This is a genomic window from Streptomyces sp. NPDC091281, assembly GCF_044757425.1.
Lineage (GTDB): Bacteria > Actinomycetota > Actinomycetes > Streptomycetales > Streptomycetaceae > Streptomyces.
In genome coordinates, this window is record NZ_JBIVUY010000001.1 from 816,523 (window position 1) to 843,024 (window position 26,502).

At 72.1% G+C, this 26,502-nt stretch carries 17 protein-coding genes; 9 read left to right on the forward strand and 8 right to left on the reverse strand.

Annotation, left to right across the window (positions count from 1 at the left end; genetic code table 11):
- Positions 1-48 precede the first annotated feature (48 nt).
- Positions 49-3,057, forward strand: a complete 3,009-nt coding sequence (locus tag ACIQPQ_RS03615; protein ID WP_401299194.1) for a bifunctional [glutamine synthetase] adenylyltransferase/[glutamine synthetase]-adenylyl-L-tyrosine phosphorylase — start codon at positions 49-51, stop codon at positions 3,055-3,057.
- Positions 3,058-3,106: 49 nt separating this feature from the next.
- Here ACIQPQ_RS03615 and ACIQPQ_RS03620 read toward each other — a convergent pair whose 3' ends face one another.
- Positions 3,107-3,976 (reverse strand): phosphatase PAP2 family protein, encoded by an 870-nt coding sequence (locus tag ACIQPQ_RS03620; protein WP_401299197.1) that lies wholly within the window; start codon positions 3,974-3,976, stop codon positions 3,107-3,109.
- Between the two features lie 128 nt (positions 3,977-4,104).
- Complete coding sequence (locus ACIQPQ_RS03625) at positions 4,105-5,139, reverse strand: LacI family DNA-binding transcriptional regulator (protein WP_383771577.1); 1,035 nt, start codon at positions 5,137-5,139, stop codon at positions 4,105-4,107.
- A gap of 383 nt (positions 5,140-5,522) precedes the next feature.
- Between ACIQPQ_RS03625 and ACIQPQ_RS03630 the strand changes: the two genes are divergently transcribed.
- From ACIQPQ_RS03630 to ACIQPQ_RS03660, 7 genes are all read left to right on the forward strand, one after another.
- Positions 5,523-6,794: an extracellular solute-binding protein gene (locus ACIQPQ_RS03630; RefSeq protein WP_401299200.1), complete on the forward strand. Its 1,272-nt coding sequence runs from the start codon at positions 5,523-5,525 to the stop codon at positions 6,792-6,794.
- A 185-nt stretch (positions 6,795-6,979) separates the two neighbouring features.
- Entirely contained in the window at positions 6,980-7,981 is a 1,002-nt protein-coding gene (locus tag ACIQPQ_RS03635; protein WP_401299203.1) for a carbohydrate ABC transporter permease, read from the forward strand.
- Between the two features lie 13 nt (positions 7,982-7,994).
- Positions 7,995-8,903, forward strand: a complete 909-nt coding sequence (locus tag ACIQPQ_RS03640) for a sugar ABC transporter permease (protein ID WP_401299206.1) — start codon at positions 7,995-7,997, stop codon at positions 8,901-8,903.
- Positions 8,904-9,103: 200 nt separating this feature from the next.
- On the forward strand, positions 9,104-10,798 hold the full coding sequence (locus ACIQPQ_RS03645) for a glycoside hydrolase family 13 protein (RefSeq protein ID WP_401299631.1): 1,695 nt from the start codon (positions 9,104-9,106) through the stop codon (positions 10,796-10,798).
- 348 nt (positions 10,799-11,146) lie between these two features.
- Entirely contained in the window at positions 11,147-12,466 is a 1,320-nt protein-coding gene (locus tag ACIQPQ_RS03650) for an alpha-amylase family protein (RefSeq protein WP_401299634.1), read from the forward strand.
- Positions 12,467-12,699: 233 nt separating this feature from the next.
- A complete protein-coding gene (pulA, locus tag ACIQPQ_RS03655; RefSeq protein WP_401299209.1) occupies positions 12,700-18,096 on the forward strand; it encodes a pullulanase-type alpha-1,6-glucosidase in 5,397 nt (1,798 codons plus the stop codon).
- A gap of 83 nt (positions 18,097-18,179) precedes the next feature.
- Positions 18,180-18,530, forward strand: coding sequence for a 5-carboxymethyl-2-hydroxymuconate Delta-isomerase (locus ACIQPQ_RS03660; RefSeq protein WP_401299212.1), 351 nt, complete (start codon positions 18,180-18,182; stop codon positions 18,528-18,530).
- Positions 18,531-18,566: 36 nt separating this feature from the next.
- Here ACIQPQ_RS03660 and ACIQPQ_RS03665 read toward each other — a convergent pair whose 3' ends face one another.
- The 5 genes from ACIQPQ_RS03665 to ACIQPQ_RS03685 form a co-directional block, all read right to left on the reverse strand.
- The gene (locus ACIQPQ_RS03665; RefSeq protein ID WP_401299214.1) at positions 18,567-19,256 is read right to left on the reverse strand and encodes a TetR/AcrR family transcriptional regulator; all 690 of its coding nucleotides are present in this window, start codon (positions 19,254-19,256) and stop codon (positions 18,567-18,569) included.
- Positions 19,257-19,363: 107 nt separating this feature from the next.
- Positions 19,364-20,395: a PDR/VanB family oxidoreductase gene (locus ACIQPQ_RS03670; protein ID WP_401299217.1), complete on the reverse strand. Its 1,032-nt coding sequence runs from the start codon at positions 20,393-20,395 to the stop codon at positions 19,364-19,366.
- A gap of 11 nt (positions 20,396-20,406) precedes the next feature.
- A complete protein-coding gene (locus ACIQPQ_RS03675) occupies positions 20,407-21,360 on the reverse strand; it encodes a metal-dependent hydrolase (RefSeq protein ID WP_401299220.1) in 954 nt (317 codons plus the stop codon).
- Between the two features lie 124 nt (positions 21,361-21,484).
- Positions 21,485-23,416 (reverse strand): hypothetical protein, encoded by a 1,932-nt coding sequence (locus tag ACIQPQ_RS03680; protein WP_401299222.1) that lies wholly within the window; start codon positions 23,414-23,416, stop codon positions 21,485-21,487.
- Between the two features lie 139 nt (positions 23,417-23,555).
- A complete protein-coding gene (locus ACIQPQ_RS03685) occupies positions 23,556-24,059 on the reverse strand; it encodes a tetratricopeptide repeat protein (RefSeq protein WP_401299225.1) in 504 nt (167 codons plus the stop codon).
- 100 nt (positions 24,060-24,159) lie between these two features.
- Between ACIQPQ_RS03685 and ACIQPQ_RS03690 the strand changes: the two genes are divergently transcribed.
- Positions 24,160-24,609: a hypothetical protein gene (locus ACIQPQ_RS03690; RefSeq protein ID WP_383771597.1), complete on the forward strand. Its 450-nt coding sequence runs from the start codon at positions 24,160-24,162 to the stop codon at positions 24,607-24,609.
- 125 nt (positions 24,610-24,734) lie between these two features.
- Here ACIQPQ_RS03690 and ACIQPQ_RS03695 read toward each other — a convergent pair whose 3' ends face one another.
- Positions 24,735-26,297 (reverse strand): DUF1996 domain-containing protein, encoded by a 1,563-nt coding sequence (locus ACIQPQ_RS03695; protein WP_401299227.1) that lies wholly within the window; start codon positions 26,295-26,297, stop codon positions 24,735-24,737.
- Positions 26,298-26,502: the final 205 nt, after the last annotated feature.

Genomic DNA, 26,502 nt, shown 5'->3' on the forward strand with positions numbered 1-26,502 from the left:
ATTGCGTACGACCTTGATCCGGACCTTGACCCGACAGGAGGACCGGCGATGACGGCGCCCGGACGCAGAAGCAGCACCTTCACCCGGCTGCTGCGGCACGGTTTCACCGACGCCTCCGCCGCCGAACGCCTCCTCGACGGCGCCGAGCTGTCCGAGGTGCGCAACGACCCCGTCCTGCTGGAGGCCCTGGGCCGCACCGCCGACCCCGACCTCGCCCTGCACGGCCTGGTCCGTCTCCTGGAGGCCCAGCCCGGCGCCACGGCCCGCCGCGAACTGCTCGACACGGTGATCGCGGCCAAGCCGCTGCGCGACCGCCTGCTCGGGGTGCTCGGCGCCTCCGCCGCCCTCGCCGACCACCTCGCCCGGCACCCGCGTGACTGGGAGGCCCTCGTCACGTACGAGCCACGCGACCTCCACCCCGGGGTGGAGGAGTTCGAACGCGGCCTCGCCGACGCCGGTGACCCGGTCGCCCTGCGCGTCTCCTACCGGCGCTGCCTGCTCTCCATCGCCGCCCGCGACGTCTGCGGCACCACCGACGTCGCGCAGACCGCCGCCGAACTGGCCGACCTCGCCACCGCCACCCTGCGCGCCGCGCTCGCCCTGGCCCGCGCCGACGCCCCCGACGACGCCGCCCAGTGCCGGCTCGCCGTCATCGCGATGGGCAAGTGCGGCGGCCACGAACTGAACTACGTCTCCGACGTCGACGTCATCTTCGTCGGCGAGGCCGTCGACGGCGCCGACGAGGGCAAGGCGCTGCGCGCCGCCACCAAGCTCGCCTCGCACATGATGCGGATCTGCTCCGAGACCACCGTCGAGGGCTCCATCTGGCCCGTCGACGCCAACCTCCGCCCCGAGGGCCGCAACGGCCCCCTGGTCCGCACCCTCAGCAGCCACCTCGCCTACTACCAGCGCTGGGCCAAGACCTGGGAGTTCCAGGCCCTGTTGAAGGCCCGCCCGGTCGCGGGCGACCTCACGCTCGGCGCCGAGTACGTGGCCGCCGTCGAGCCGCTGGTGTGGCAGGCCGCCGAGCGGGAGAACTTCGTCACCGACGTGCAGAAGATGCGCCGCCGCGTCGTCGAGAACATCCCCGCCGCCGAGATCGACCGCGAGCTGAAGCTCGGCCCCGGCGGCCTGCGGGACGTCGAGTTCGCCGTGCAGCTCCTCCAGTTGGTGCACGGCCGGGCCGACGCCTCCCTGCGCAGCGGCACCACCCTCGACGCCCTCAGGGCCCTCGCCGCGGGCGGCTACGTGGGCCGCGCCGACGCCGTCCAGCTCGACGAGGCGTACCGCTTCCTGCGCTCCATGGAGCACCGCATCCAGCTCTACCGGCTGCGCCGCACCCACCTCGTCCCCGAGGCCGAGGGCGACCAGCGGCGCCTGGGACGCTCGTTGGGCCTGCGCAGCGACCCGGTGACCGAGCTGAACCGGGAGTGGAAGCGGCACGCCTCCGTCGTCCGGCGGCTCCACGAGAAGCTGTTCTACCGGCCGTTGCTCGACTCCGTCGCCCAACTCGCCTCCGGCGAGACCCGGTTGAGCACGGCCGCCGCCCGCGAGCGGCTGGTCGCCCTCGGCTACGCAGACCCCGCCGCCGCGCTGCGCCACCTGGAGGCGCTGGCCTCCGGCGTCACCCGCAAGGCCGCCATCCAGCGCACCCTGCTGCCCGTGCTGCTCGGCTGGTTCGCGGACTCCGCCGACCCGGACGCGGGCCTCCTCAACTTCCGCAAGGTCTCCGACGCGCTCGGCAAGACCCCCTGGTACCTGCGGCTGCTGCGCGACGAGGGCGCCGCCGCCGAGAACCTCGCCCGCGTCCTGTCGGCCGGGCGGCTCGCCCCCGACCTGCTGATGCGCGCCCCCGAGGCGGTCGCCCTGCTCGGCGACGGCGACGGCGGCACCGGCGGGCTCACCCCGCGCGGCCGGGCCCACCTGGAGCAGGAGGTCCTCGCCGCGGTCCGCCGCGCGTCCACCGCCGAACAGGGCGTGACCGCCGCGCGCGGGGTCCGCCGCCGCGAACTGTTCCGTACGGCCGCCGCCGACATCGTCGGCTCCTACGGCACCGAGAGCCAGCCCGCCGAGGCCGACCAGGGCGCGCTCGTCGACCTGGTCGGCGCCGCGGTCTCCGACCTCACGGCCGCGACCCTGGCCGGGACGCTGCGCGCCGTGGTCCGCGAGGGCTGGGGCGACACCCTGCCCACCCGCTTCGCCATCATCGGCATGGGCCGCTTCGGCGGCCACGAACTGGGCTACGGCTCCGACGCCGACGTCCTCTTCGTGCACGCGCCGCGCGAGGGAGCGGACGAGCAGGAGGCCGCCCGCGCCGCCGGCACCGTCGTGTCGGAGATACGGCGCCTGCTCCAGCTGCCCAGCGCCGACCCGCCGCTCCTCATCGACGCCGACCTCCGCCCGGAGGGCAAGTCCGGGCCGCTGGTGCGGACGTTGCCCTCCTACGCCGCCTACTACCGCCGCTGGTCCCTCGGTTGGGAGTCCCAGGCCCTGCTACGGGCCGAACCCGTCGCCGGGGACGAGGAGTTGGGGCGAGAGTTCGTCGAACTGATCGACCCGCTGCGCTACCCGCCCGCCGGACTCGGCGACGACGCCGTCCGGGAGATACGGCGGCTGAAGGCGCGCATGGAGTCGGAGCGGATGCCGCGCGGCGCCGACCCCAAGCTGCACACCAAGCTCGGTCCGGGCGGCCTCTCGGACGTCGAGTGGACCGTGCAGCTCCTCCAGCTCCGGCACGGGGCGCGGGAGCCGGGCCTGCGGACCACCCGCACGCGGGCCGCGCTCGCCGCCGCCCACGCCTGCGGGCTGCTCTCCGAGGAGGACACCGCGACGCTGGACGAGGCCTGGGTGCTGGCCACCCGCGTCCGCAACGCGGTGATGCTGGTGCGCGGCCGCGCCGGGGACACCTTCCCCTCCGACCCGCGCGAGCTGGCCGCCGTCGGCCGCTACCTCGGCTACGGCCCCGGCCGTGTCGGCGACATGCTCGACGACTACCGCCGCACCGCCCGCCTCGCCCGCCAGGTCGTCGACACCCACTTCTACGGCGACCGGCCCTGAGAACGCCCCGCAGGCCGGGACGCCCCCCGGCGGGGCCCGCCGACAGGCTCTACGACTCCGACGGCCGGAGCGTCCGCCGGGCCCCCGGCCCAGGGGGGATCTTCGGCAGGGCGTACGGCAGGGCGCCGTACCAGAGGCGGGCGACGGTGAAGCCGAAGGCGAGGCAGAGCACGCCGCCGACCGCGTCCAGCCAGAAGTGGTTGGCGGTGGCGACGATCACCACCAGGGTGGCCACCGGGTAGAGCAAACCCAGCACCCGTACCCACGGGACCGAGGCCAGCGCGAAGAGCGTGAGACCGCACCACAGCGACCAGCCGATGTGCATCGACGGCATCGCGGCGTACTGGTTCGACATGCTCTTCAGGTCACCGGAGGCCATCGACCCCCAGGTCTCGTGGACGACGACCGTGTCGACGAAGTCGGTGTGGTTCATCAACCGCGGGGGAGCGAGCGGATACAGGTAGTAGCCGACCAGGGCCACGGCGGTCGTCGCGAAAAGGGCGAGCCGGGCCGCCGCGTACCGGCCGGGCTGGGTGCGGTACAGCCACACGAGGACACCGAGCGTCACCACGAAGTGCAGGGTGGCGTAGTAGTAGTTCATGCCGACGATGAGCCAAGTCACCGAGTTCACGGCATGGTTCACGGACAGCTCGAACGCGAGCCCGAGATGGTGCTCGGTCCGCCAGATCCAGTCGGCGTTGCGCAGCGCCTCGGCCTTCTGCTCGGGCACCGCGTTGCGGATCAGGGAGTACGTCCAGTAACTCACCGCGATCAGCAGGATCTCGAACCAGAGGCGCGGCCGTCGCGGGGTGCGCAGCCGCCGCGCCCGCTCCGTCAGACGCACCCGCAACGGGGCCGTGACGGGCTGCGAACGGCCCTGGTCACGGCCTTCCGGTGGCGTCACGGTCGAATCACCCATGGACACAGAGTCTGCCAGAAAAGCCATCTGCCCCGATCATCCCCCGGTGCCGTCCGACCCGCATGTTCTCCTCCGGGCAGACGCCTGGGGCCTAGACCGGGAGGAGTCAGGGAGGAGGGCGAGCGCTCTCAGGGGCGCGTGCGGTCCCCCGGCGCGGACGCCGTCGAACCGCGGACCACCAGCTCCGGCATGAACACGAACTCGCTGTGCGGGGCCGGGGTGCCGCCGACCTCTTCCAGGAGGGTGCGTACGGCCGCCTGTCCCATCGCGGGGACCGGCTTGCGGATCGTGGTCAGGGGCGGGTCGGTGAACGCGATCAGCGGGGAGTCGTCGAAGCCGACCACCGACACGTCCGTCGGCACGTCGAGGCCGCGCTGGCGGACCGCCCGTATCGCGCCCAGCGCCATCATGTCGCTGGCGCAGACGACCGCCGTGCAGCCGCGGTCGATCAGGGCCGCCGTCGCGGCCTGCCCGCCCTCCAGCGTGTACAGAGAGTGCTGGACGAGATCCGCCTCGACGGTCTCCGCGTCCAGGCCGAACTGGTCCTGCATGGCCCGGACGAAGCCCTCGATCTTGCGCTGGACCGGCACGAACCGCTTCGGCCCGAGGGCCAGCCCGATCCGGGTGTGCCCGAGCGAGGCGAGGTGGGTCACCGCGAGGGTCATCGCCGCCCGGTCGTCGGGGGAGATGAACGGCGCCTGCACCTTGGGGGAGAAGCCGTCGACCAGGACGAACGGCACGCCCTGCGCCCGCAGCTGCTCGTAGCGCTGGGTGTCGGCGGTGGTGTCCGCGTGCAGGCCGGAGACGTAGATGATCCCGGCGACGCCGCGGTCCACCAGCATCTCGGTCAGCTCGTCCTCGGTGGAGCCGCCCGGCGTCTGGGTGGCGAGCACCGGCGTGTAGCCCTGGCGGGTCAGTGCCTGCCCGATGACCTGCGCCAGGGCGGGGAATATCGGGTTCTCCAGCTCCGGCGTGATCAGCCCGACGAGGCCCGCGCTGCGCTGCCGCAGCCGCACCGGGCGCTCGTAGCCGAGGACGTCCAGGGCGGCGAGCACGGACTGGCGGGTGGTGGCGGCGACGCCCGGCTTCCCGTTGAGGACGCGGCTGACGGTCGCTTCGCTCACACCCGCCTGAGCGGCGATGTCGGCAAGCCGTGTGGTCACGGGATGCGACTGTACCGGCCAGGTGTCTCCTTGCCCACCAATCCGGCGCCGGGGACGACCCGTTGGGCGGCCGCGGCCTGGCTGCTGGGTCATCGCGCTCCCTCGGGAAAGTGACGGCAAGACCTTGCAGAGTCTTCCACAACCCGCTCCACCCTGCTCCGCCCTTGTAAAACAAGCGTCTCACGACGGTCGCCGGGAGGTCACACGCGGATAACTTCGGTGATCCCTTGCACTTTTTTTCTGCAAGGTCTTTCGCAACGCTTACAGCGCTGTTACGTTCACGTCGCCCGGCGGCGGCAACGGCGCAGTCGGCAAGTCGACAGAGCCGGCGGACGGGGCCGGCCTCTGTAGCTACACGGGCTTTCACCCTCAAGGAGAAACACATGCGGCGTGGCATAGCGGCCACCGCGCTGGTGGCGTCCCTCGCCCTCGCGGCGACGGCCTGCGGCGGCAGTGACGACAGCGGCGACTCGGCCGACGGTCCGGTCACCATCACCTGGTGGGACACCTCCAACGCCACGAACGAGGCGCCGACGTACCAGGCCCTGGTCAAGGAGTTCGAGGCCGCCAACAAGGACATCAAGGTCAAGTACGTCAACGTCCCGTTCGACCAGGCGCAGAACAAGTTCGACACCGCCGCCGGTTCCAAGGGCGCCCCCGACGTGCTGCGCTCCGAGGTCGGCTGGACCCCCGCCTTCGCGAAGAAGGGCTTCTTCCTGCCGCTGGACGGCACCGAGGCCCTCGCCGAGCAGGACAAGTTCAAGCCCAACCTGATCGAGCAGGCCAAGTACGAGGGCAAGACGTACGGCGTCCCGATCGTCACCGACACCCTCGCGCTCGTCTACAACAAGGCGCTCTTCGCCAAGGCCGGCGTCGCCGCCCCCAAGACCTGGGACGAGCTGAAGACGGCCGCCGCCACCGTCAAGGACAAGACCGGCGTCGACGGCTACTGGGGCTCCACCCAGGCCTACTACGCCCAGTCCTTCCTCTACGGCGAGGGCACCGACACCGTCGACGCCGACGCCAAGAAGATCACCGTCGCCTCGCCCGAGGCGAAGAAGGCGTACGGCACCTGGCTCGGCCTCTTCGACGGCAAGGGCCTGCACAAGGCCGACACCACCGCCGACGCCTACGCCCACATCCAGGACGCGTTCGTCAACGGCAAAGTCGCCGCGATCGTCCAGGGCCCGTGGGAGATCACGAACTTCTACAAGGGCTCGGCGTTCACCGACAAGAACAACCTCGGTATCGCCCCCGTCCCGGCCGGTTCCAGCGGCAAGGCGGGCGCCCCGACCGGCGGCCACAACCTCTCGGTCTACGCCGGTTCCGACGCCGCCCACCAGAAGGCGTCCCTGAAGTTCCTCAAGTTCATGACCTCCGCCGCCTCGCAGGCCACCACCGCGCAGAAGAACAGCACGCTGCCGACGCGCGACGACGCCTACACCGCCGAGGTCAAGGCCGACCCGGGCATCGCCGGTTACCAGACCGTGCTCGGCAACGCCCAGCCGCGGCCCGCGCTGCCGGAGTACAGCTCCCTGTGGGGCCCGCTGGACACCGAACTGCCCAAGATCGCCGGTGGCAAGGAGTCCCTGGACAAGGGGCTGAGCACCGCCGAGACCGCCATCGCCAAGCTGGTCCCGGACTTCAGCAAGTGAGCCGCGGGTGGCCGCCGGAGCGTCCCGCCCGAACAGGCGGGTGATCCGGCGGCCACCGCCGCCGTGCCCACCCCGCACCGACTCCCCGCCGCCCCACGATCAGCGAAGCACCGAGCCGCCCGAGCCGCAGGACCTCAGGCTCGTAGATCCGCAGATCCGCAGATCTTTCTAGAAGGTGTCGAACCATGACAGTCGCCATCGACCGCGCGACCGGCAAGCGCCGCGGTGACGCGCCCCGGAACGGGCTGGGCCAGCGTCTGAAGCACGGCTACCAGAAGCACTGGTACGCCTACGCGATGATCGCCCCCGTGGTCGTCGTCCTCGGCGTCCTCGTGCTGTACCCGCTGGCCTACGGCTTCTATCTCACCCTCACCGACGCCAACAGCCTCAACACCGCCCGCACGATCGGCGTCAACGAGATCGCGGCCACCTACAAGTTCATCGGCCTGGACAACTACGCCGACATCCTGTGGGGCCCGACCTCCTACGACCGCTTCTGGTCCCACTTCATCTGGACCATCGTGTGGACCGCGGCCTGTGTCGCCCTGCACTACTTCATCGGTCTCGGCCTGGCCCTGCTGCTCAACCAGAAGCTGCGCGGCCGCACCTTCTACCGGCTGGTGCTGATCCTGCCCTGGGCGGTGCCGACCTTCGTCACCGTCTTCGGCTGGCGGTTCATGCTCGCCGACGGCGGCATCATCAACTCCGCGCTGGAGACGCTGCACCTGCCGACGCCGCTGTGGCTGGAGGACACCTTCTGGCAGCGGTTCGCCGCGATCATGGTCAACACCTGGTGCGGGGTGCCGTTCATGATGGTCTCCCTGCTCGGCGGCCTCCAGTCCATCGACACCACCCTCTACGAGGCGGCCGAGATGGACGGCGCCAACGCCTGGCAGCGCTTCCGCTACGTCACGCTGCCCGGACTGCGCTCCGTCAGCTCCACCGTCGTCCTGCTCGGCATCATCTGGACGTTCAACCAGTTCGCCGTGATCTTCCTGCTGTTCGGCGACACCGCCCCCGACGCGCAGATCCTGGTCACCTGGGCGTACTACCTCGGCTTCGGACAGCAACCGCGTGACTTCGCCCAGTCGGCGGCCTACGGCATCCTGCTGCTGGCCATCCTGGTCGTCTTCACCTCGTTCTACCGCCGTTGGCTGAACCGCAACGACCAGCAGCTCGCGATCTGAGGCAGGAGTCCCCATGAGCACCACCACCGCCGAGACCCCCGCCGACGCGACCGAACGCCCGCCGGCCCCCGCACCGGGCAAGGCCCGCGGCCGGGAGAGGACCGGGCTCGCCGCCACGCTCGCCTCGCACGGCGTGCTGACCGTCGCCGGACTGATCGCGCTCTTCCCGATCGCCTGGCTGGTCTTCCTCTCCCTCGGCCCGGACAAGGACGACTACCTCCACCCCGGGCGCATCTGGTCGAAGATGACCTTCGACAACTACTCCTACGTCCTCCAGCACACGAACTTCTTCGACTGGCTGAAGAGTTCGATGATCGTCGCGCTGGGCACCACCGTGATCGGCGTGCTGATCGCCGCCACCACCGGCTACGCGGTCTCCCGCATGCGCTTCCCGGCGTACCGCAAGTTCATGTGGGTGCTGCTGGTGACCCAGATGTTCCCGGTCGCCGTGCTGATGGTGCCGATGTACCAGATCCTGTCGGACCTCCAGCTCATCGACACCTACTTCGGTCTGATCCTGGTCTACTGCTCGACCGCGGTGCCGTACTGCGCCTGGCTCCTCAAGGGCTACTTCGACACCATCCCGTTCGAGATCGACGAGGCCGGACGCGTGGACGGGCTCAGCCCGTTCGGCACCTTCGCCCGGCTGATCCTGCCGCTCGCCAAGCCGGGGCTCGCGGTCGCCGCGTTCTACAGCTTCATCACGGCGTTCGGCGAGGTCGCCTTCGCCACCACGTTCCTCCTCGACGACCAGAAGTACACCCTCGCCGTCGGCCTCCAGAGCTTCGTCAGCGAACACGACGCCCAGCGCAACCTGATGGCCGCCACCGCGGTGCTCATCGCGATACCGGTCTCCGCGTTCTTCTACCTCGTGCAGAAGAACCTCGTCACCGGTCTGACCGCGGGCGGCACCAAGGGCTGAGCCCGGTACGGCCGTTCGGCGCCGCCCGGCGCGCCGTACGGCACAGACTCCCGCGCCCCTGACAGCGCGGGTGGCGGCCGCGGTGTCTCCCCCCGATCCCGGGGGAGTCCAGACCCCGCCGGCACCGCGGCCGCCTGATCACCCCTCACCGCGACACCGCACCCCCCATGACCCGAACCCGTTTACGCATCAAGGACGCCATGAGCCAGCAGCACTCCGCCGCACCGGCCCCGACCACCCGGCCCGACTCGGCCGTCGCCACCGCCGCCCCGCGCGGCGACTGGTGGCGGGACGCGGTGATCTACCAGGTGTACCCGCGCAGCTTCGCCGACAGCAACGGCGACGGCATGGGCGACCTGGAGGGCGTACGCTCCCGCCTCCCCTACCTGCGCGACCTCGGCGTGGACGCCGTGTGGCTCAGCCCCTTCTACGCCTCCCCGCAGGCCGACGCCGGCTACGACGTCGCCGACTACCGTGCCGTCGACCCCATGTTCGGCACACTGCTCGACGCCGACGCCCTGGTCCGCGACGCGCACACGCTGGGCCTGCGGATGATCGTCGACCTGGTCCCCAACCACTCCTCGGACCAGCACGAGTGGTTCAAGCGCGCCCTGCGCGAGGGCCCCGGCTCGCCGCTGCGCGAGCGCTACCACTTCCGCCCCGGCAAGGGCACCGACGGCGAACTCCCGCCCAACAACTGGGAGTCCATCTTCGGCGGTCCCGCCTGGACCCGGGTCACCGAGCCCGACGGCACCCCCGGCGAGTGGTACCTCCACCTCTTCGCCCCCGAGCAGCCCGACTTCAACTGGGACCACCCGGCCGTCGGCGACGAGTTCCGCTCCATCCTGCGGTTCTGGCTCGACATGGGCATCGACGGCTTCCGCATCGACGTCGCCCACGGACTGGTGAAGGCGGACGGCCTTCCCGACCTTGGAACGCACGACCAGCTGAAGCTGCTGGGCAACGATGTCATGCCGTTCTTCGACCAGGACGGCGTCCACGAGATCTACCGCCAGTGGCGGCTCGTCCTCGACGAGTACGCCGGGGAGCGCATCTTCGTCGCCGAGGCGTGGACCCCGACCATCGAGCGCACCGCGCACTACGTCCGCCCCGACGAGCTGCACCAGGCCTTCAACTTCCAGTACCTGGGCACCGCGTGGGACGCGGCCGAGCTGCGCGAGGTCGTCGACCGCACCCTGGAGGCGATGCGCCCGGTCGGCGCCCCCGCCACCTGGGTGCTCTCCAACCACGACGTCACCCGGCACGCCACCCGCTTCGCCAACCCGCCCGGCCTCGGCACCCAGATCCGCCTCGCCGGGGACCGCGACCTCGGTCTGCGGCGGGCCCGCGCGGCGACCCTGCTGATGCTGGCGCTGCCCGGCTCGGCCTACGTCTACCAGGGCGAGGAACTCGGCCTGCCGGACGTCGTCGACCTCTCCGACGAGGTGCGCCAGGACCCGGCGTACTTCCGCGGCGCGGGCCAGGACGGCTTCCGCGACGGCTGCCGGGTGCCGATCCCGTGGACCCGCGAGGGCTCCTCGTACGGCTTCGGCGGCGGGGGCAGCTGGCTGCCGCAGCCGGAGAGCTGGGGCCCGCTCAGCGTCGAGGCGCAGGACGGCACACCGGGCTCCACGCTGGAGCTGTACCGCTCGGCGCTGGCGCTGCGCCGGTCCCTGCCCGACCTCGGCGCCGGGGACGCGGTGGAGTGGCTGCGCGCCCCCGAGGGCGTCCTGGCGTTCCGGCGCGGCGCGTTCGTCTGTGTCTCCAACACCACCGGCGAGTCGGTCACCAGCCCGTCGTACGGGCGGATCGTGCTGGCCAGCGGCGAACCGGCCGAGGCCGACGGCGAGGTGAAGGTGCCCGCCGACACCACGGTCTGGTGGACCACCGACTGACCGCCGACTGACGCCTCCCGCGCGTCCGTTGTGCCCGAAGGGCCCGTTTTGACGCGACGCGTCGACGGGCCCTTCGAAAGTTCTCGCATCAACTTCACTCGGCCCGCTGCCTTTTCAGGCGGCGGGCCTTTAACATCTGCGTCACCGAAAGTTGGCTCAAAAGTTTCAGCAAGAACCTTCAGTGAGCACCCTCCGCGCATCCCCAGCGCGCCTTCAACGACGAAGGAACCCCACATGGCATCCCGCAGCACCCCCCGCAGCACCCCCCTCGGCGCCCCCGGCAGAGCCTCCCGCACGGCTCGTGGCTCCTTCGCCGCCGCGGTCGCCCTCACGGCCGCCGCGGCGGTCCTGACGCCCTCCGCGGCCCAGGCCGCCCCGCCCGGGACCAAGGACGTCACCGCCGTCCTCTTCGAGTGGAAGTTCGCCTCGGTGGCCCGCGAGTGCACCACGACCCTCGGCCCGGCCGGATACGGATACGTGCAGGTCTCCCCGCCCGCCGAGCACATACAGGGCTCGGAGTGGTGGACCTCGTACCAGCCCGTCAGCTACAAGATCGCCGGGCGGCTAGGTGACCGCACCGCCTTCCGCGACATGGTCAACACGTGTCACGCGGCGGGCGTGAAGGTCGTCGTCGACACCGTGATCAACCACATGTCGGCGGGCAGCGGCACCGGCACCGGCGGCTCCTCGTACACCAAGTACGACTACCCCGGCCTGTACTCGTGGCCGGACTTCGACGACTGCACCGCCGAGACCGTCAACTACCAGGACCGCTGGAACGTCCAGCACTGCGAACTGGTGAAGCTCGCCGACCTCGACACCGGCGAGGAGTACGTCCGCAGGACCATCGCCGCCTACATGAACGACCTGCTCACGCTGGGCGTCGACGGCTTCCGGGTGGACGCGGTCAAGCACATCCCCAACGCCGACCTCGCCAATATCAAGTCCCGCCTGACCAACCCCGGCGCCTACTGGAAGCAGGAGGTCATCTACGGCGCGGGCGAGGCCGTCCAGCCCACCGAGTACCTCGGCAACGGCGACGTCCAGGAGTTCCGCTACGCCTACGACCTCAAGCGCGTCTTCACCAGCGAGAACCTCGCCTACCTGAAGAACTACGGCGAGGGCTGGGGCTACATGAACAGCTCCCAGTCCGCGGTCTTCGTCGACAACCACGACACCGAGCGCAACGGCTCCACCCTCAGCTACAAGGACGGCGCCGACTACACCCTGGCCAACGTCTTCATGCTCGCCTGGCCCTACGGCGCCCCCGACGTCCACTCCGGCTACGAGTTCACCCAGAAGGACGCCGGACCGCCCAACGGCGGCACCGTGAACGCCTGCTGGCAGGACGGCTGGAAGTGCCAGCACAACTGGCCCGAGATCGTGCGCATGGTGGCCTTCCGCAACGCCACCCGCGGCCAGGCCGTCACCAACTGGTGGGACAACGGCGGCGACGCGATCGCCTTCGGCCGGGGCACCAAGGGCTACGTCGCGATCAACCACGAGGGCGGCTCCCTGAACCGCACCTTCCAGACCTCGCTGCCCGCCGGGACGTACTGCAACGTGCAGAACAACACGACCGTCTCCGTCAACGCGTCCGGCCAGTTCACGGCCACCCTCGGCGCCAACACCGCCCTCGCGATCCACGCGGGCAAGTCCAGCTGCTGACCGCCGTGTTCCGGGGCTTCGCGCCCCTCGTCCCCCCTCGCGACCGCGCCCCTCGTCACCCGGACGGGGGGCGCGTCGTCCGCAAGAGCCATGAAATTTCTTCCTGTTGCTTTCACGACCCTTGCTGCAAGCCTTTCAGCGGGGTTACCGTCGCGCGGGCACCCGGCGACGCTGTCGTCCCGCGGCGCGGGGTTCGGGCCCACTTGAGCCGTAGTCGCAAGGAGTTCATGCCTGTGATACCGAGATGGCCGGCGCCCGGGACGCGCCGCACCACCCCCGCCGCACGGGTCGCCGCCGTCACGGCCGCCGCCCTCGCGGCCGCCCTCGTGCAGCCCCTCGCCGCGCGCGCCGCCACCCCGCCCGCGCCGCCGTCGGACGCGGCCCTGGCGAAGACCGCCGCCCGCCACGACCTGACCCGCGAGCAGTTCTACTTCGTGCTCCCGGACCGCTTCGCCAACGGCGACCGCTCCAACGACCGCGGCGGGCTGACCGGTTCCCGCCTCAGCACCGGCTACGACCCCGCCGACAAGGGCTTCTACCAGGGCGGCGACCTCAAGGGCCTCACCCAGCGCCTCGACTACATCAAGGGCCTCGGCACCACCGCCCTGTGGATGGCGCCGATCTTCAAGAACCGCCCCGTCCAGGGCACCGGCGCCAACGCCTCGGCGGGCTACCACGGGTACTGGATCACCGACTTCACCCAGGTCGACCCGCACTTCGGGACCAACAAGGACCTGGAGACCCTGATCGCCAAGGCGCACGCCAAGGGCATGAAGGTCTTCTTCGACGTCATCACCAACCACACCGCCGACGTCGTCGACTACGAGGAGAAGTCCTACGACTACCTCTCCAAGGGCGCCTTCCCGTACCTGACGAAGGACGGCGAGCCCTTCGACGACGCCGCACACGCCGGTACGGACCGTCCGTTCCCGCGCACCGACGCCGACTCCTTCCCGCGCACCCCGGCCGTCACCGCCCGCGACAAGGTGCCCGCCTGGCTCAACGACCCGACGATGTACCACAACCGGGGCGACTCCACCTACGCGGGCGAGTCCAACACCTACGGCGACTTCTCCGGCCTGGACGACCTGTGGACCGAGCGTCCCGAGGTCGTCAAGGGCATGGAGAAGATCTACCAGCGCTGGGTCAGGGACTTCGACGTCGACGGCTTCCGCATCGACACCGTCAAGCACGTCGACATGGACTTCTGGACCCAGTGGGCCACCGCCCTCGACGACTACGCCGCGCAGCGCGGCCGGGACGACTTCTTCATGTTCGGCGAGGTCTACTCCGCCGACACCGCGGTCACCTCCCCGTACGTCACCCAGGGCCGCCTCGACGCCACGCTCGACTTCCCGTTCCAGGAGGCGGCCCGCCAGTACGCCTCGCAGGGCGGCAGCGCCCGCAAGCTGGCCGCGGTCTTCGGCGACGACTACCGCTACACCACCGACAAGGCCAACGCCTACGAACAGGTCACCTTCCTCGGCAACCACGACATGGGCCGCATCGGCACGTTCCTGAAGCAGGACGCCCCGAAGGCCACCGACGCCGAACTCCTCGCCAAGGACAGGCTCGCCAACGAGCTGATGTTCCTCAGCCGCGGCAACCCGGTCGTCTACTACGGCGACGAGCAGGGCTTCACCGGCGCGGGCGGCGACAAGGACGCCCGCCAGTCGATGTTCGCCTCCCGCACCGCCGACTACCTCGACGACGACCTGATCGGCACCGACCGCACCCACGCCACCGACGCCTTCGACACCGGCGCCCCGCTGTACCGGCAGATCAGCGCCCTCGCCAAGCTCCGCAAGGCCCACCCGGCGCTCACCGACGGCGTCCAGACCGAGCGGTACGCGGCCGACGGCGCGGGCGTCTACGCCGTCTCCCGCACCGACCCGAAGACCGGCACCGAGTACGTCGTCGCCTTCAACAACGCCACCGAGGCCACGTCCGCCTCCTTCGCGACCGGTTCGGCGCGGACCGCCTTCCGCGGCCTCTACGGCACCACCGCCACCGTCACCTCCGACGCCGACCGGAAGATCACCGTCAGCGTCCCCGCCGGTTCCGCGGTCGTCCTCAAGGCGGCGGCCCCGCCCGCCCGCCCGGCCGTCAAGCCCACCCTCACCCTCACCGCCCCGGCCGCCGGAGCCACCGGCACGGTCGAACTGTCGGCCGACGTCGACGGCGGACAGCTCAACCGGGTCGTCTTCGCCGCCCAGACCGGCAACGGCCCCTGGCGCACCCTCGGCTCCGCCGACCACGCCCCCTACAAGGTCACCCAGACCCTCCGCGAGGACCTCGCCCCCGGCACCGCGCTGCGCTACAAGGCGGTCGTCGTCGACTCGGCGGGCCGCACCGCGAGCGCCACGGCCGCCTCGGTCTCCGGCACCCCGCCGGTCGAGCAGCCGCCCACCGCGTCCTCCCGCGACCACGTGATCGTCCACTACCAGCGCCCCGACGGCGACTACGACGACTGGGGCCTGTACGCCTGGGGCGACCTCGCCGACGGCGAGGCCACGACCTGGCCCGACAGCCACCCCTTCACCGGCCGCGACGCCTACGGCGCCTTCGCCTGGGTCAAGGTGAAGCCCGGCGCCTCCACGGTCAACTTCCTCGTCATCGACAAGCAAGGCACCAAGGACGTCGCCACCGACCGCAGTATCGACGTCACGAAGACCGGCGAGGTCTGGATCGAGCAGGGCAAGGAGCCCGTCCGCACCGAGCGGCCGACCGCCCCCGCGCCCGACCCGGGCAAGGCCGTCCTGCACTACCAGCGCCCCGACGGCGACTACGACGGCTGGGGCCTGCACACCTGGACCGGCGCCGCGCACCCCACCGAGTGGTCGAACCCGCTGAAGCCGGTCCGCACCGACAGCTACGGCGCCGTCTTCGAGGTGCCGCTCGCCGAGGGCGCCACCAGCCTCAGCTACATCCTCCACAAGGGCGACGAGAAGGACCTCCCCTCCGACCAGTCCCTCGACCTGAAGGCCACCGGCCACGAGGTGTGGCTGCTCGCCGGAGAGCCCGCGTACTTGCTGCCGCAGCCCGCCGGGTCGGCCGCCGCCCTGGACCTCACCACGTCCAAGGCCGTCTGGATCGACCGGAACACGGTCGCCTGGAACGGCGCCGAGGGCGCCGCCTCCACCCAGCTCCTGTCCTCCCGCACCGGCTCGATCAAGGCCGCGAACGGCAGCCTCAGCAGCACCGACGAACGCTGGCTGCGGCTGTCGAAGGCCACCCTCACCGACGCCCAGAAGGCCAGGTACCCCCACCTGAAGGACTACCAGGCCTGGACCGTCGACCCCCGCGACCGTGACCGCGTCCGGGACGCCCTGCGCGGGCAGCTCGTCGCCTCCCAGCGGGCCGTGAACGGCGCCGTCCTGGCCGCCACCGGCGTCCAGATCGCCGGTGCCCTCGACGACCTCTACCCCGGCGCGACCAAGGCCGACCTCGGCCCCACCTTCGCCAAGGGCCGCCCCACCCTGGCCGTCTGGGCGCCCACCGCCCAGCGCGTCGCCCTCGACCTCGGCTCCACGACCGTGCCGATGAAGCGGAACGACGCCACCGGCGTCTGGTCGGTCACCGGCCCCGCCTCCTGGAAGAACAAGCCCTACCGCTACGCCGTGACCGTGTGGGCGCCCACCGTCGGCCAGGTCGTCACCAACAAGGTCACCGACCCCTACTCCGTCGCCCTCACCGCGAATTCCCAGCGCAGCCTGGTCACCGACCTCTCCGACCGTGCCCTCGCCCCCCGGGGCTGGTCCGGCCTGAAGAAGCCGGCCGCCGTCCCCCTCAAGGACGCCCAGATCCAGGAACTCCACGTCCGGGACTTCTCCGTGGCCGACCCGACCGCGAGCCGCCCCGGCACCTACCTCGCCTTCACCGACAAGGACAGCGACGGCTCCCGCCACCTGCGCGACCTCGCCCGCTCCGGCACCTCCTACGTCCACCTCCTGCCCGCCTTCGACATCGCCACCGTCCCCGAGAAGAAGGCCGACCAGGCCACCCCCGCCTGCGACCTCGCCTCCTACCCGGCGGCCTCCGACCGGCAGCAGGCCTGCGTCACCGCCGCCGCCGCGAAGGACGCCTACAACTGGGGCTACGACCCCTTCCACTACACCGTCCCCGAGGGCTCGTACGCGACCGACCCCGACGGCACCCGCCGCACGGTCGAGTTCCGGCAGATGGTGAAGGCGCTCAACGAGGACGGCCTGCGCGTCGTCATGGACGTCGTCTACAACCACACCGCCGCCGCCGGACAGGCCGACACCAGCGTCCTCGACAAGGTCGTCCCCGGCTACTACCAGCGGCTCCTGGCCGACGGCACGGTCGCCAACAGCACCTGCTGCGCCAACACCGCCACCGAGAACGCCATGATGGGCAAGCTCGTCGTGGACTCGCTGGTCACCTGGGCGAAGCAGTACAAGATCGACGGCTTCCGCTTCGACCTCATGGGCCACCACCCGAAGGCCAACATCCTCGCCGTCCGCAAGGCCCTCGACGCGCTGACCGTCGCCAGGGACGGCGTCGACGGCAAGAAGATCGTCCTGTACGGCGAGGGCTGGAACTTCGGCGAGGTCGCCGACGACGCCCGCTTCGTCCAGGCCACCCAGAAGAACATGGCCGGGACGGGCGTCGCCACCTTCTCCGACCGGGCCCGCGACGCCGTCCGCGGCGGCGGCCCCTTCGACGAGGACCCCGGCGTCCAGGGCTTCGCCTCCGGCCTCTACACCGACCCCAACCCGGCCGCGGACAACGGCACCCCGGCCGAGCAGAAGGCCCGCCTGCTGCACTACCAGGACCTGATCAAGGTCGGTCTCAGCGGCAACCTCGCCGCCTACCGGTTCACCGCCGGCGACGGCAAGGAGGTCACCGGCGCCCAGGTCGACTACAACGGCGCCCCGGCCGGATACGCCGCCGCCCCCGGTGACGCCCTCGCCTACGCCGACGCCCACGACAACGAGTCGCTCTTCGACGCCCTCGCGTTCAAGCTCCCGGCGGACACCACCCCCGCCGACCGGGCCCGGATGCAGGTCCTGGCGATGGCCACCGCGACCCTCTCGCAGGGCCCGGCCCTCTCCCAGGCGGGCACCGACCTGCTGCGCTCCAAGTCCCTCGACCGCAACTCCTACGACAGCGGCGACTGGTTCAACGCGATCCACTGGAACTGCGCGGCCGGCAACGGCTTCGGCCGGGGCCTGCCGCCCGCCGCCGACAACGAGGCCAAGTGGCCCTACGCCACACCCCTGTTGACGAAGGTCTCGGTCGGCTGCCCCGAGATCGAGGGCGCCTCCGCCGCGTACCAGGACCTCCAGAAGATCCGTACGACGGAGAAGGCGTTCTCCCTCGGCACGGCCGACCATGTGCAGTCCGCGCTCTCCTTCCCGCTCTCCGGGGCGGCGGAGACACCCGGCGTGATCACCATGCGCCTCGGTGACCTCGTCGTCGTCTTCAACGCGACGCCCGACGCCCAGCGCCAGCGTGTCGACGCGGTCGCCGGGACCGGCTACCGGCTGCACCCCGTCCAGGCGAAGGGCGCGGACACCACCGTCCGCGGCGCCACGTACGCGAAGGACTCCGGCACCTTCGCCGTCCCGGCGCGCACGGTCGCGGTCTTCACCCGCACCCCCTGACCCCGCCCGGAGGCAGCGCCCTCCGCGCAGGTCAACGCCCCGCATAGGCTGGGGCTCCCGCCGTACGACAGGAGCCCCAGCCCATGCCGCAGATCACCGTCGACTACTCCGACCGGCTCGCCGACACCTTCGACCGGCCCGGCTTCGCCACCGCCGTGCACGAGGCCGTCGTCACGATCGCCGCCGCCACCCCGCAGGCCTGCAAGACCCGGTTCCGGCGCACCGAGGACACCGTCGTCGGCCCCGACACCGAGGGCCACGCCGTCGTCCATGTCGGCATCGGCCTGCTCGCCGGGCGCACCGAGGAGACCCGCGACCGGCTCGCCGAGGCGGTCCTCGCCCTGCTCGGGCGGTACCTGAAGCCCGCCGGGGCGCTCACCGTGCACCTCTCCGCCGAGATCCGCGACCTCGACCCGTCGTACCGCTCGGCGTAGCCCGCCGCCCCGTACCGCTCGGCGTGGCCGCCGCGCTCAGCCCGCGAGCGTCGCCAGACGGGTCAGCAGGTCGCCGAACGGGCCGTCCGGGGTCTCGCCGGTCAGCACCGGCCGCAGCAGCGCCCGGAGTTCCTCGTCGTGGACCGCGCTCACCGCGGTGAGCGCGGCGAACTCCTGGACGAGCTTGACCTCCAGCTCCTCGCGCGGGATGCGCCGCCCGTCCAGCCAGAACAGCGCCGTCGACTCGGCCAGCGAGATCCAGGTCCGTACGACCATCTCCAGCCGCGCGGGCGGCTCGTCGACGTCCAGATGGGAGAGGATCTTCTCGTACGCGGCCTGCCGTACGGAGTCGATGAGCGCGTTCGTCGTCGACGAGCCGACCGCCGGACCGCCCCGCATCAGCGCGGAGAAACCCGGGCCGTGCTCGTCGACGAAGTCGAAGTAGCGGTGCATGACCCGCAGCAGCCGCGCCCCCAGCGGGCCCTCGCGCGGTTCCTCGAACCGGCCCGCCAGATCCTCCGAGGCCCGCTTCAACGCGGCCTCGTACAGGCTGAGTTTGCCCGGGAAATAGTGGTAGACGAGCGGCCGCGAGATCCCCGCGGCCGCCGCTATCTCGTCGATGGAGACGTCGTCGGGGGAGCGGCGGGCGAACAGGTCGAGCGCCACGCCGATCAGCTGCTGCCGCCGCTCCTCGACGCCCATCCTGCGGCGAACCCCGGTAGTCATACGAACACCTTACCGATCGATTCCGGACGCGAACGGACGGGACCGGCCACGCCGTTCGCCGACGCGCCGCCGGCCCGCACCGCTCCCTCCCGGACGTCTGCCCGCTCTCACATGTCGAGCACCAGCCGCGCGGTCCGGGACCGGGAGACGCAGATCAGCATCGAGTCGGCCCGCTCCCCGTCGGTCAGCAGCTCGTCCCGGTGCTCCACCTCGCCCTCCAGCACCCGCTGCTGGCAGGTCCCGCAGAACCCTTGTTCGCAGGAGTACGCCGCGTCCGGCAGCTCCGCGCGCACCGCGTCCAGCACCGAGGTGTCGGCCGGTACGGTCACCGTCCGCCCGCTGCGCCGCAGTTCCACCTCGAACGCGCCCCCGCTCACCACCCCCGCCGTGAACCGCTCCAGCCGCACGCCGGGCACCCGCGCGGTCACCGCCGCCATCAGCCCCTCCGGCCCGCAGCAGTACACGGCCGTGTCCGCGGGCAGGCCGGTCAGCAGCGCGTCCAGGTCGGGCCGCCCGTCCACGTCCTCCGCGACCACCGTCACCCGGTCCCCGCCCAGCCTCAGCACCTCGTCCAGGTACGGCATCGAGGCCCGCGTCCGCCCGCCGTACAGCAGCCGCCACGGGGTGCCCTCCGGCAGCGCCCGCAGCATCGGCAGCACCGGCGTGATCCCGATCCCGCCCGCGACGAACACGTACGCCGGGGCCCCGGTCAGCGGGAACCGGTTGCGCGGGCCGCGGACCTCGACGTCCATGCCCTCCCGCAGCCGCTCGTGCACCTCGCGCGAGCCGCCCCGCCCGTCCTCGACCAGCCGCGCCGCGACCGTGTACGCCGTGCCGTCCGCGGGGTCGCCGCACAGCGAGTACTGCCGGACCAGCCCCGAGGGCAGCACCAGGTCGAGGTGGGCGCCCGGCTCCCAGCGGGGCAGCGGCGCCGGGCCGGTGGCCTCCAGCCGCAGCTGCACCACCCCGTCCGCGACGCTCTCGCGCGCCGCCAGCCGCAGCCGCAGCGCGCGGGTGCGCGGGCGGCCCGAGACCGGCTCCTCCAGCGCGGGCAGCGGCCACAGCGGCGAGTCCACCACCCGCCGCCGCGACACCCGCCGCGCCAGCAGCAGCCCGCCCACGGCCACCGCCACGGCCACCGGCCCCCGCCTCACGCGGCACCCGCCCCGGCCGGGCCCTTGCCGCGGTTTCGGGTCTCGGCCTCCGCCGCCTCGGCGGCCAGCGCCGCCGGGGAGGCGGCCAGATACGCCACCGCCTGCGCGGTCGAGCACTCCTGCGAGGGGTGGTAGCCGCGGCTCAGATAGCGCGGGATCGAGCGCAGCAGCGCCCCGGTCGCGGGCAGGGTGCCGCGCCGCCCGCGCAGCCAGAAGTCCTTGAAGGTGGCCCGCCCGCCGGTCAGCGTCGGATCGTGGGTCATGAAGAAGCGCGCCCCGCGCTGCCACAGGAACAGCAGCGCCGCGAACGCGATCGCCCAGGTCCGCACCCGCCGCCGGTAGCCGCCGTCCACGTGCGTGAACAGGTCGAAGGCGACCGACCGGTGCTCGACCTCCTCCGCTCCGTGCCAGCGCAGCAGGTCCAGCATGGTCGGATCGGCGCCCCGCCGGTCCAGTTCCTCCGCGTTGAGGACCCAGTCGCCGAGGAACGCCGTGTAGTGCTCGATGGCCGCGATGAACGCCACCCGCTCCAGCAGCCACCAGCGCCGCGCCCGCCCCGGCGGCAGCGTCCGGTCGCCGAGCAGCTTCTCGAACATCCAGTCCACCTGCGCGGTGTACGGCGTCGGGTCGAGCCCCTGCTCCCGCAGGTGCGGCAGGACCTCGTCGTGGGCCTGGGAGTGCATCGCCTCCTGCCCGATGAACCCGATGACGTCCTCGCGCAGCCGGTCGTCCCGGATCAGCGGGAGCACCTGCTTGTACACGTGCACGAACCACCGCTCGCCCGCCGGCAGCAGCAGGTGCAGCACGTTGATGGTGTGCGTGGCGAAGGGGTCGCCCGGCACCCAGTGCAGCGGGGTGTCCTCCCAGGAGAAGGCCACCTTCCGCGCCTTGAGCGCCACGCGCTCCTCCTCGACGGGCCGGGGCGCCCGCGCGGCCTGCTTGTTAGACATGCTGTCAATGTACTGACGGGTAGAGCGGAGGTGAACCCCTGTGCGCCGAGAACTTCACCCCCGAGGCGAGCCCGGCCCGAGCCCTGTCACGGCCTCCGCCCCGAGCCCCGCCCCGGTCTCCGCCTCAGCGCAGTCCGCTGATCTTCCTTCCGCCCTCCAGCGTGCCCTCCAGGCCCGCCTGCGCGCCTTGTTCGGCCTCGACGGCGAGGAGGTTGCCCTCCGCGGAGCCGGTGACCCCGCCGGTCGCCCGCACCGACTCGGTGCCCTTGTCCCCGGCGGCCAGCAGATACCAGGTGCCCGCCTCGGACTTCCACAGCACCCCGGCCAGCACGTGCGGATCGCGCGGACCGCACGCCGGCACGTCCCCGGCCTTCGCCGCGACCGCCCCGAACAGCCCGCCCGGTGTGTGGAACTGGGCCAGCGCCCGCGTCCCGTCGCCCCGCCAGGTCTCGGCCCGCGTGCACACCCAGGACGCCTCACCGCTCGCGTCGGGCAGCGGCTGCCGGGCGAACGCCCACGCGTTGACCGACCGCACGCCCTGCGCGCGGACCTCGCCCAGCGAGCAGGCGAACGGCGCCCAGGTCCGCAGCGCCTCCGCGCCCGTCGCGTCCTTCGGCGGCTTCGTCGCCGACGGGCGGCCCGACACGAGCCGGGCGGGCAGCAACTCGCCCAGGTCGCTGAGGAGATACGAGCCGGAGTCGTCGGAGACCTGGAGCACGTTCCAGGTGGTGCAGGCACCGGTCCGGGTGGCCGGGCTCGCCATCGGCGAGGTGATCCCGTCGGCCACGGTGAGGTCCATCAGCCCCGCGCCCGGCTTCGACAGGTCCCGCTCGGCGACCTTCGTCACCCACGGGGCGGTCAGATAGCGGACGTTGCCGTCGGCGCGGTCCAGCACCATCGCCGCCGCCTCGGCGCCGCTCGCGCCGTCCACCCGCGCGAAGTCCAGCGCCGCCCCGGCCGTGCCGTCCTTCGGCTCGGCGTACCGGGCGATGCGCAGCCCGTCGTAGAAGATCACCACACGCGCGGTCGACACGTCGCCCGCGTACAGCAGTTGGGGCGGGCCGGAGGGGCCGCCGGACGGGGTGCCGGGGGTCGCGGAGACGCGGACCCGCTCGCCGGGGCGGGCCCACACGGCGAGCGCCCGCCGCAGCAGCGCCTCGTCGCCGGTGAGGGTGCCGCGCGCGGGCCAGACCGAGAAGTCGGTGCGCGCGGAGGTCTTCCAGGCGGCGGGGGAGATCCGCACCAGCCGCCCGGGGTCGAGGGCGGCCTCGGCCGCCGGGTTCTGCGCGTACACCGGGGCGGCGGCGCCGTCCGGGCCCCAGCCGTCGCCCGGCAGCGCGACCAGTGCCCCGCACACGGCGAGCGCCGCCGCGGCGGCCAGCGCGGCACGGGTGTGCTGGCGGCGCCGCATCAGGTCGGTGGGGCGGGCCTGGAGCGCGCACGGGTCGAAGGCGGGCGACGCGAGCAGCGTGTACTGCACGGGCACCTTGTCGGCCTGCCGCAGCGCCGCGTCCACGTCGTCCACGTCGGCCGAGGTCAGCACCTCGCGGACGTCACCGTCGGGCAGTTGCTCCAGACCGCGCAGCACGTACGCCGCCCGCGCCGGGCCCGGGAGCGCGGACAGCCGCTCCTCCAGGGCGAGTTCCTCGGCGCCGCCGGAGCGCGGGAACAGCCGCAGCCCGCGCACCTGCGGCAGCAGCGGCGGGAGCTGGGCCCGCCGGGGCCGCGCCCGGCGCCGCAGCGGGAGTCCGGCCTCCAGCGCCGCGCGCACCACCTGCTGGCGGACGTACGCGTACCCCGCGTCGCCCTCGCGGGCCGCGGACTGGGACGGGATCAGGGGGGCCGAGGCCCGGCCGCGCGGCAGGGCCCGCTGGACCAGGGCGTGGGCGGTCAGGACGCGGCGGCCCCGGCCGAGACCCGGTGGCAGCACCAGGTAGGCGAGCCGGACCAGGCGGGGGTAGTGCTCGACGAGGGCGGCCTCGGCCTGCTCGACGTCGACGATCCGGTCGGCGGGGGAGCCGGCGGCGGTACGGGGGGCGACATCCTGTGACTGCACGTCCAGCGCAACGAGCGAACCCGCGCCGAGGTCACCGCCGTCCGGGTCGGCCTCCGGTCACGGCCTGGTCAGGAGGCGGTCAAGACGCGGTGCGGGGCCCGGTCCGCGCGGTCCTGGCCGAGGCGCGGTGCGGGCGCGGTCAGGGCGCGGTGAGCGCGCGGGCGTAGTTCGCCATCGACCGGCGGTAGCGCGGGAGATGGGGCGCCAGCGCGCCCAGCACCAGCGCGAGCCCTTCGCGGTCCCGGCCGAGGCTCGACAGGCACAGCGCCAGACAGGCCCGTACCGCGTCGTCCAACTCGTCCGACGGCGCGTCCAGTTCGGGCGTCAGCAGGTCCACGCCCTCCTGCGCCCGGCCGGTGTTGCGCAGGGAACTGGCCAGCTGGATGCGGGTGCGGCGGCCCCGGTAGCCGTCGAGACCGAGGGCGAGCGCCTCCCGGTACAGCGGCACCGCCCGGTCGGAGTGGCCGGTGGAGTCCCAGGCGCAGGCCCGCTCGAAGGGGCCGAGGGGGCTGCCCGGCGGCAGCTCGGCGACGAGCGCGCCGATCGCCGCCCGCAGCCGGTCGGACTGCTTCTCGCCCCCGTCGGGCGCGCCCTCGAAGTCGGCCCACACGGCTGCCACCCGGTCTTCCCAGTTCTGGTCCACCGGGCCACCCTGCCACGGCGGTGCCGGACGGGGCGCGGGTATTTTGAGCGGACCGTGCGCGGGAGCCGTATCCACGAGGAGGCTCTTGCAGGGAGGACAGATGAAGGTGACCCGATCGACGCTCGCCGTGAGCGGCGCGGTGCTGATGCTGGCGCTCGCGGGCTGCGGCTCCGGCTCCGGCGACGACGGGCGGGCGGCGGCCGTCCCGAAGACGGCGACCGGCAGCCTGGAGCACCTGGCGGCCGAGGTGAAGTGCACGCCCGACATGCAGACCGACGCGGACGAGATCCGCCAGGCGATCTGCAAGAACGGCGACGGCAAGTTCATCCTCGCCACCTTCGCCACCGACCGCGGCCAGCGCGAGTGGATCAACGGCGCGAAGGACTACGGCGGTCACTACCTGGTCGGCCGCAAGTGGGTGGCCGTCGGCGAGACGAAGACCATGACGGCGCTGCGCGGCACGCTCGGCGGCGACCTGGAGGAGGGCACCGACCACTCCGCGCACGTCCCCTCGGACGGCGCCTCGGGAGCCTCCCACTCCGGTCACTGAGAGGTCACCACGGCACGACGGCTCCATGGCATGACGAAGGCCGGCGGTGAGGATTCCTCCTCACCGCCGGCCTTCGCCGTTCACTCAGGTCCGGTCAGTACCGGCCGGCTCCGCCCCGCAGGGCGTCACCGGCACCGCTTGCCGGTGTTGATGCAGTTGACCAGCTGGTTCATCGTCTCCTGGGAGAAGAAGTTGATGAAGTCGTTGTGGTCGGTGATCGGCTTGTGCAGGTTCTCCGGGAAGCTGTCCACCGCGAACGGGTTCACCACCTGCCCGTTGCGCAGCTTCGGCGGGGTGACGCTGTAGACCAGCCGCACCTGGAGCTGCGGGATCGCCTTGAAGCCGTTGGCGCAGCTGCCGTCGGCCTGGACGAACGCCACGTGCGAGCGGTGGTTGGCGCTGTCGATGTTCTGGCCGTCCCAGCAGCTCTGGAAGTTCGAGGTGCGCACCACCTGGCTGCCGCGCGGGCAGATCGGGTACTTGTCCTTCAGCTGCACCTTGTTCTCGAAGCCGGTGCAGCTCCAGTTCACGTTGGCGTTGGCGTTGCCGTTGATGAAGGCCTTGGCGTCACCGGTGATGATCCGCAGGGCGGACGGCATCGCGACGACCGGGCCGCGCTTGTTGCCGACGAACTTCAGCTGGGCCTGGGCCGGCTGGATGATCCGGCCGACGTTGCCTTCCTTGCCGCCGCCGTCGTTGTTCTGGTCGAAGTCCTGCGAACCGTCCTGGAGACGCAGCACCGGCCAGAAGTACGAGGACTTGTCGCCCTGGTTCTGGCAGGTGGTGTCGGCCGCGGCCAGCTCCTGGTCGCTGGCGAACGCGTCGTTGTTCTGGTTGCCGACGTAGTCGTGCAGGTGGTGCGCGCCGTTGGTGACACCGGGCGCCACGATCACGTTGTCCGTGTTGTGGTTGTCGTTGCCGTTGGTGCCGCAGCTGGTGGTGAAGGTGCCCCGCGAGCCGCTGTTGCCGTTCGCCGCCAGGCCGTTGGCGCCGACGCCGAGCTGGGCGTTGCGGCCGACCTTGGTGATGTCGACGAAGTCCGCCGCCACCGGGCCGTTGCCGCCCTGCCCGCCGTTGCCCTGCTGACCGCCGTTGTTCCCGTTCTGGCCGCCGTTCTGACCGCCGTTCTGGCCACCGGTCTGGCCGCCGTTGCCCTGCTGGCCGCCGTTGTTGCCGCCGGTCTGGCCGTTGCCGTTCTGGCCGCCCCCGGCGTTGGTCTGCGCGTTCTGCGTGGTGCACGCGGCGAACCGGCCCAGGTTGCGGGCCTGGCCGCCCGCGCGCTGGATGTTGATCCGGATGCGGTCGATCGTGGCCGTCCGCTTCTGCTTGAGCGGGCTGACGATCGCGTTCTGGACGAAGTTCGCGTCCCGCGCCTGAGCCTGGCGGGTCGAGGCGAGGCGGGTGTAGGCCTCGGTGATCTGCTTGTCCAGGTTGGCCAGTTCCCTGGCCACGCCCCCACGCGCGCCGCGGGGCACGTTCGTCAGCTGCTGCCCGACGTCGGGGCAGGAGATGGTGGCCACCCGCACCGACGCGGCCTTGGTCTGGTTCTGCGACGTGTTCTTCGACTCGTGCGCAGACGCGTAGAAGTTCGCCCAGATCAGCCCGCCCCCACCGAGCGCTAGGGCCGCCGACGCGGCTATGGCCTTGTTGGCCATCGACGAACGGCGTTTACGTGTGTTGCGTCCCATGGAACTCCTCTGACTTCCTTGCGGGGCAGCATCGAGGCGCCCGACAGGAGTGAAGCGGCGCCGTCTCATACGGGCGCCGCCCCACGCGCGTTCAGACGACTCACAGATTTTCAAGAGCCCCAGGGGAAGGTTCTCGGGGCATTTCGTTGTCAACAGCCCCACAACTGGCGGCAGTTGCGGATCACCGCGGCGCGCTCCCGGCGGG

What these genes read in the sequence shown, in the direction of transcription:
- ACIQPQ_RS03665 (WP_401299214.1), bottom strand. Translation starts at nt 19,256, where the DNA reads ATGACTACCGGGGTTCGCCGCAGGATGGGCGTCGAGGAGCGGCGGCAG.
- ACIQPQ_RS03690 (WP_383771597.1), top strand. Translation starts at nt 24,160, where the DNA reads ATGAAGGTGACCCGATCGACGCTCGCCGTGAGCGGCGCGGTGCTGATG.
- ACIQPQ_RS03675 (WP_401299220.1), bottom strand. Translation starts at nt 21,360, where the DNA reads ATGTCTAACAAGCAGGCCGCGCGGGCGCCCCGGCCCGTCGAGGAGGAG.
- ACIQPQ_RS03660 (WP_401299212.1), top strand. Translation starts at nt 18,180, where the DNA reads ATGCCGCAGATCACCGTCGACTACTCCGACCGGCTCGCCGACACCTTC.
- ACIQPQ_RS03630 (WP_401299200.1), top strand. Translation starts at nt 5,523, where the DNA reads ATGCGGCGTGGCATAGCGGCCACCGCGCTGGTGGCGTCCCTCGCCCTC.
- ACIQPQ_RS03640 (WP_401299206.1), top strand. Translation starts at nt 7,995, where the DNA reads ATGAGCACCACCACCGCCGAGACCCCCGCCGACGCGACCGAACGCCCG.
- ACIQPQ_RS03645 (WP_401299631.1), top strand. Translation starts at nt 9,104, where the DNA reads ATGAGCCAGCAGCACTCCGCCGCACCGGCCCCGACCACCCGGCCCGAC.
- ACIQPQ_RS03695 (WP_401299227.1), bottom strand. Translation starts at nt 26,297, where the DNA reads ATGGGACGCAACACACGTAAACGCCGTTCGTCGATGGCCAACAAGGCC.
- ACIQPQ_RS03620 (WP_401299197.1), bottom strand. Translation starts at nt 3,976, where the DNA reads ATGGGTGATTCGACCGTGACGCCACCGGAAGGCCGTGACCAGGGCCGT.
- ACIQPQ_RS03635 (WP_401299203.1), top strand. Translation starts at nt 6,980, where the DNA reads ATGACAGTCGCCATCGACCGCGCGACCGGCAAGCGCCGCGGTGACGCG.
- ACIQPQ_RS03615 (WP_401299194.1), top strand. Translation starts at nt 49, where the DNA reads ATGACGGCGCCCGGACGCAGAAGCAGCACCTTCACCCGGCTGCTGCGG.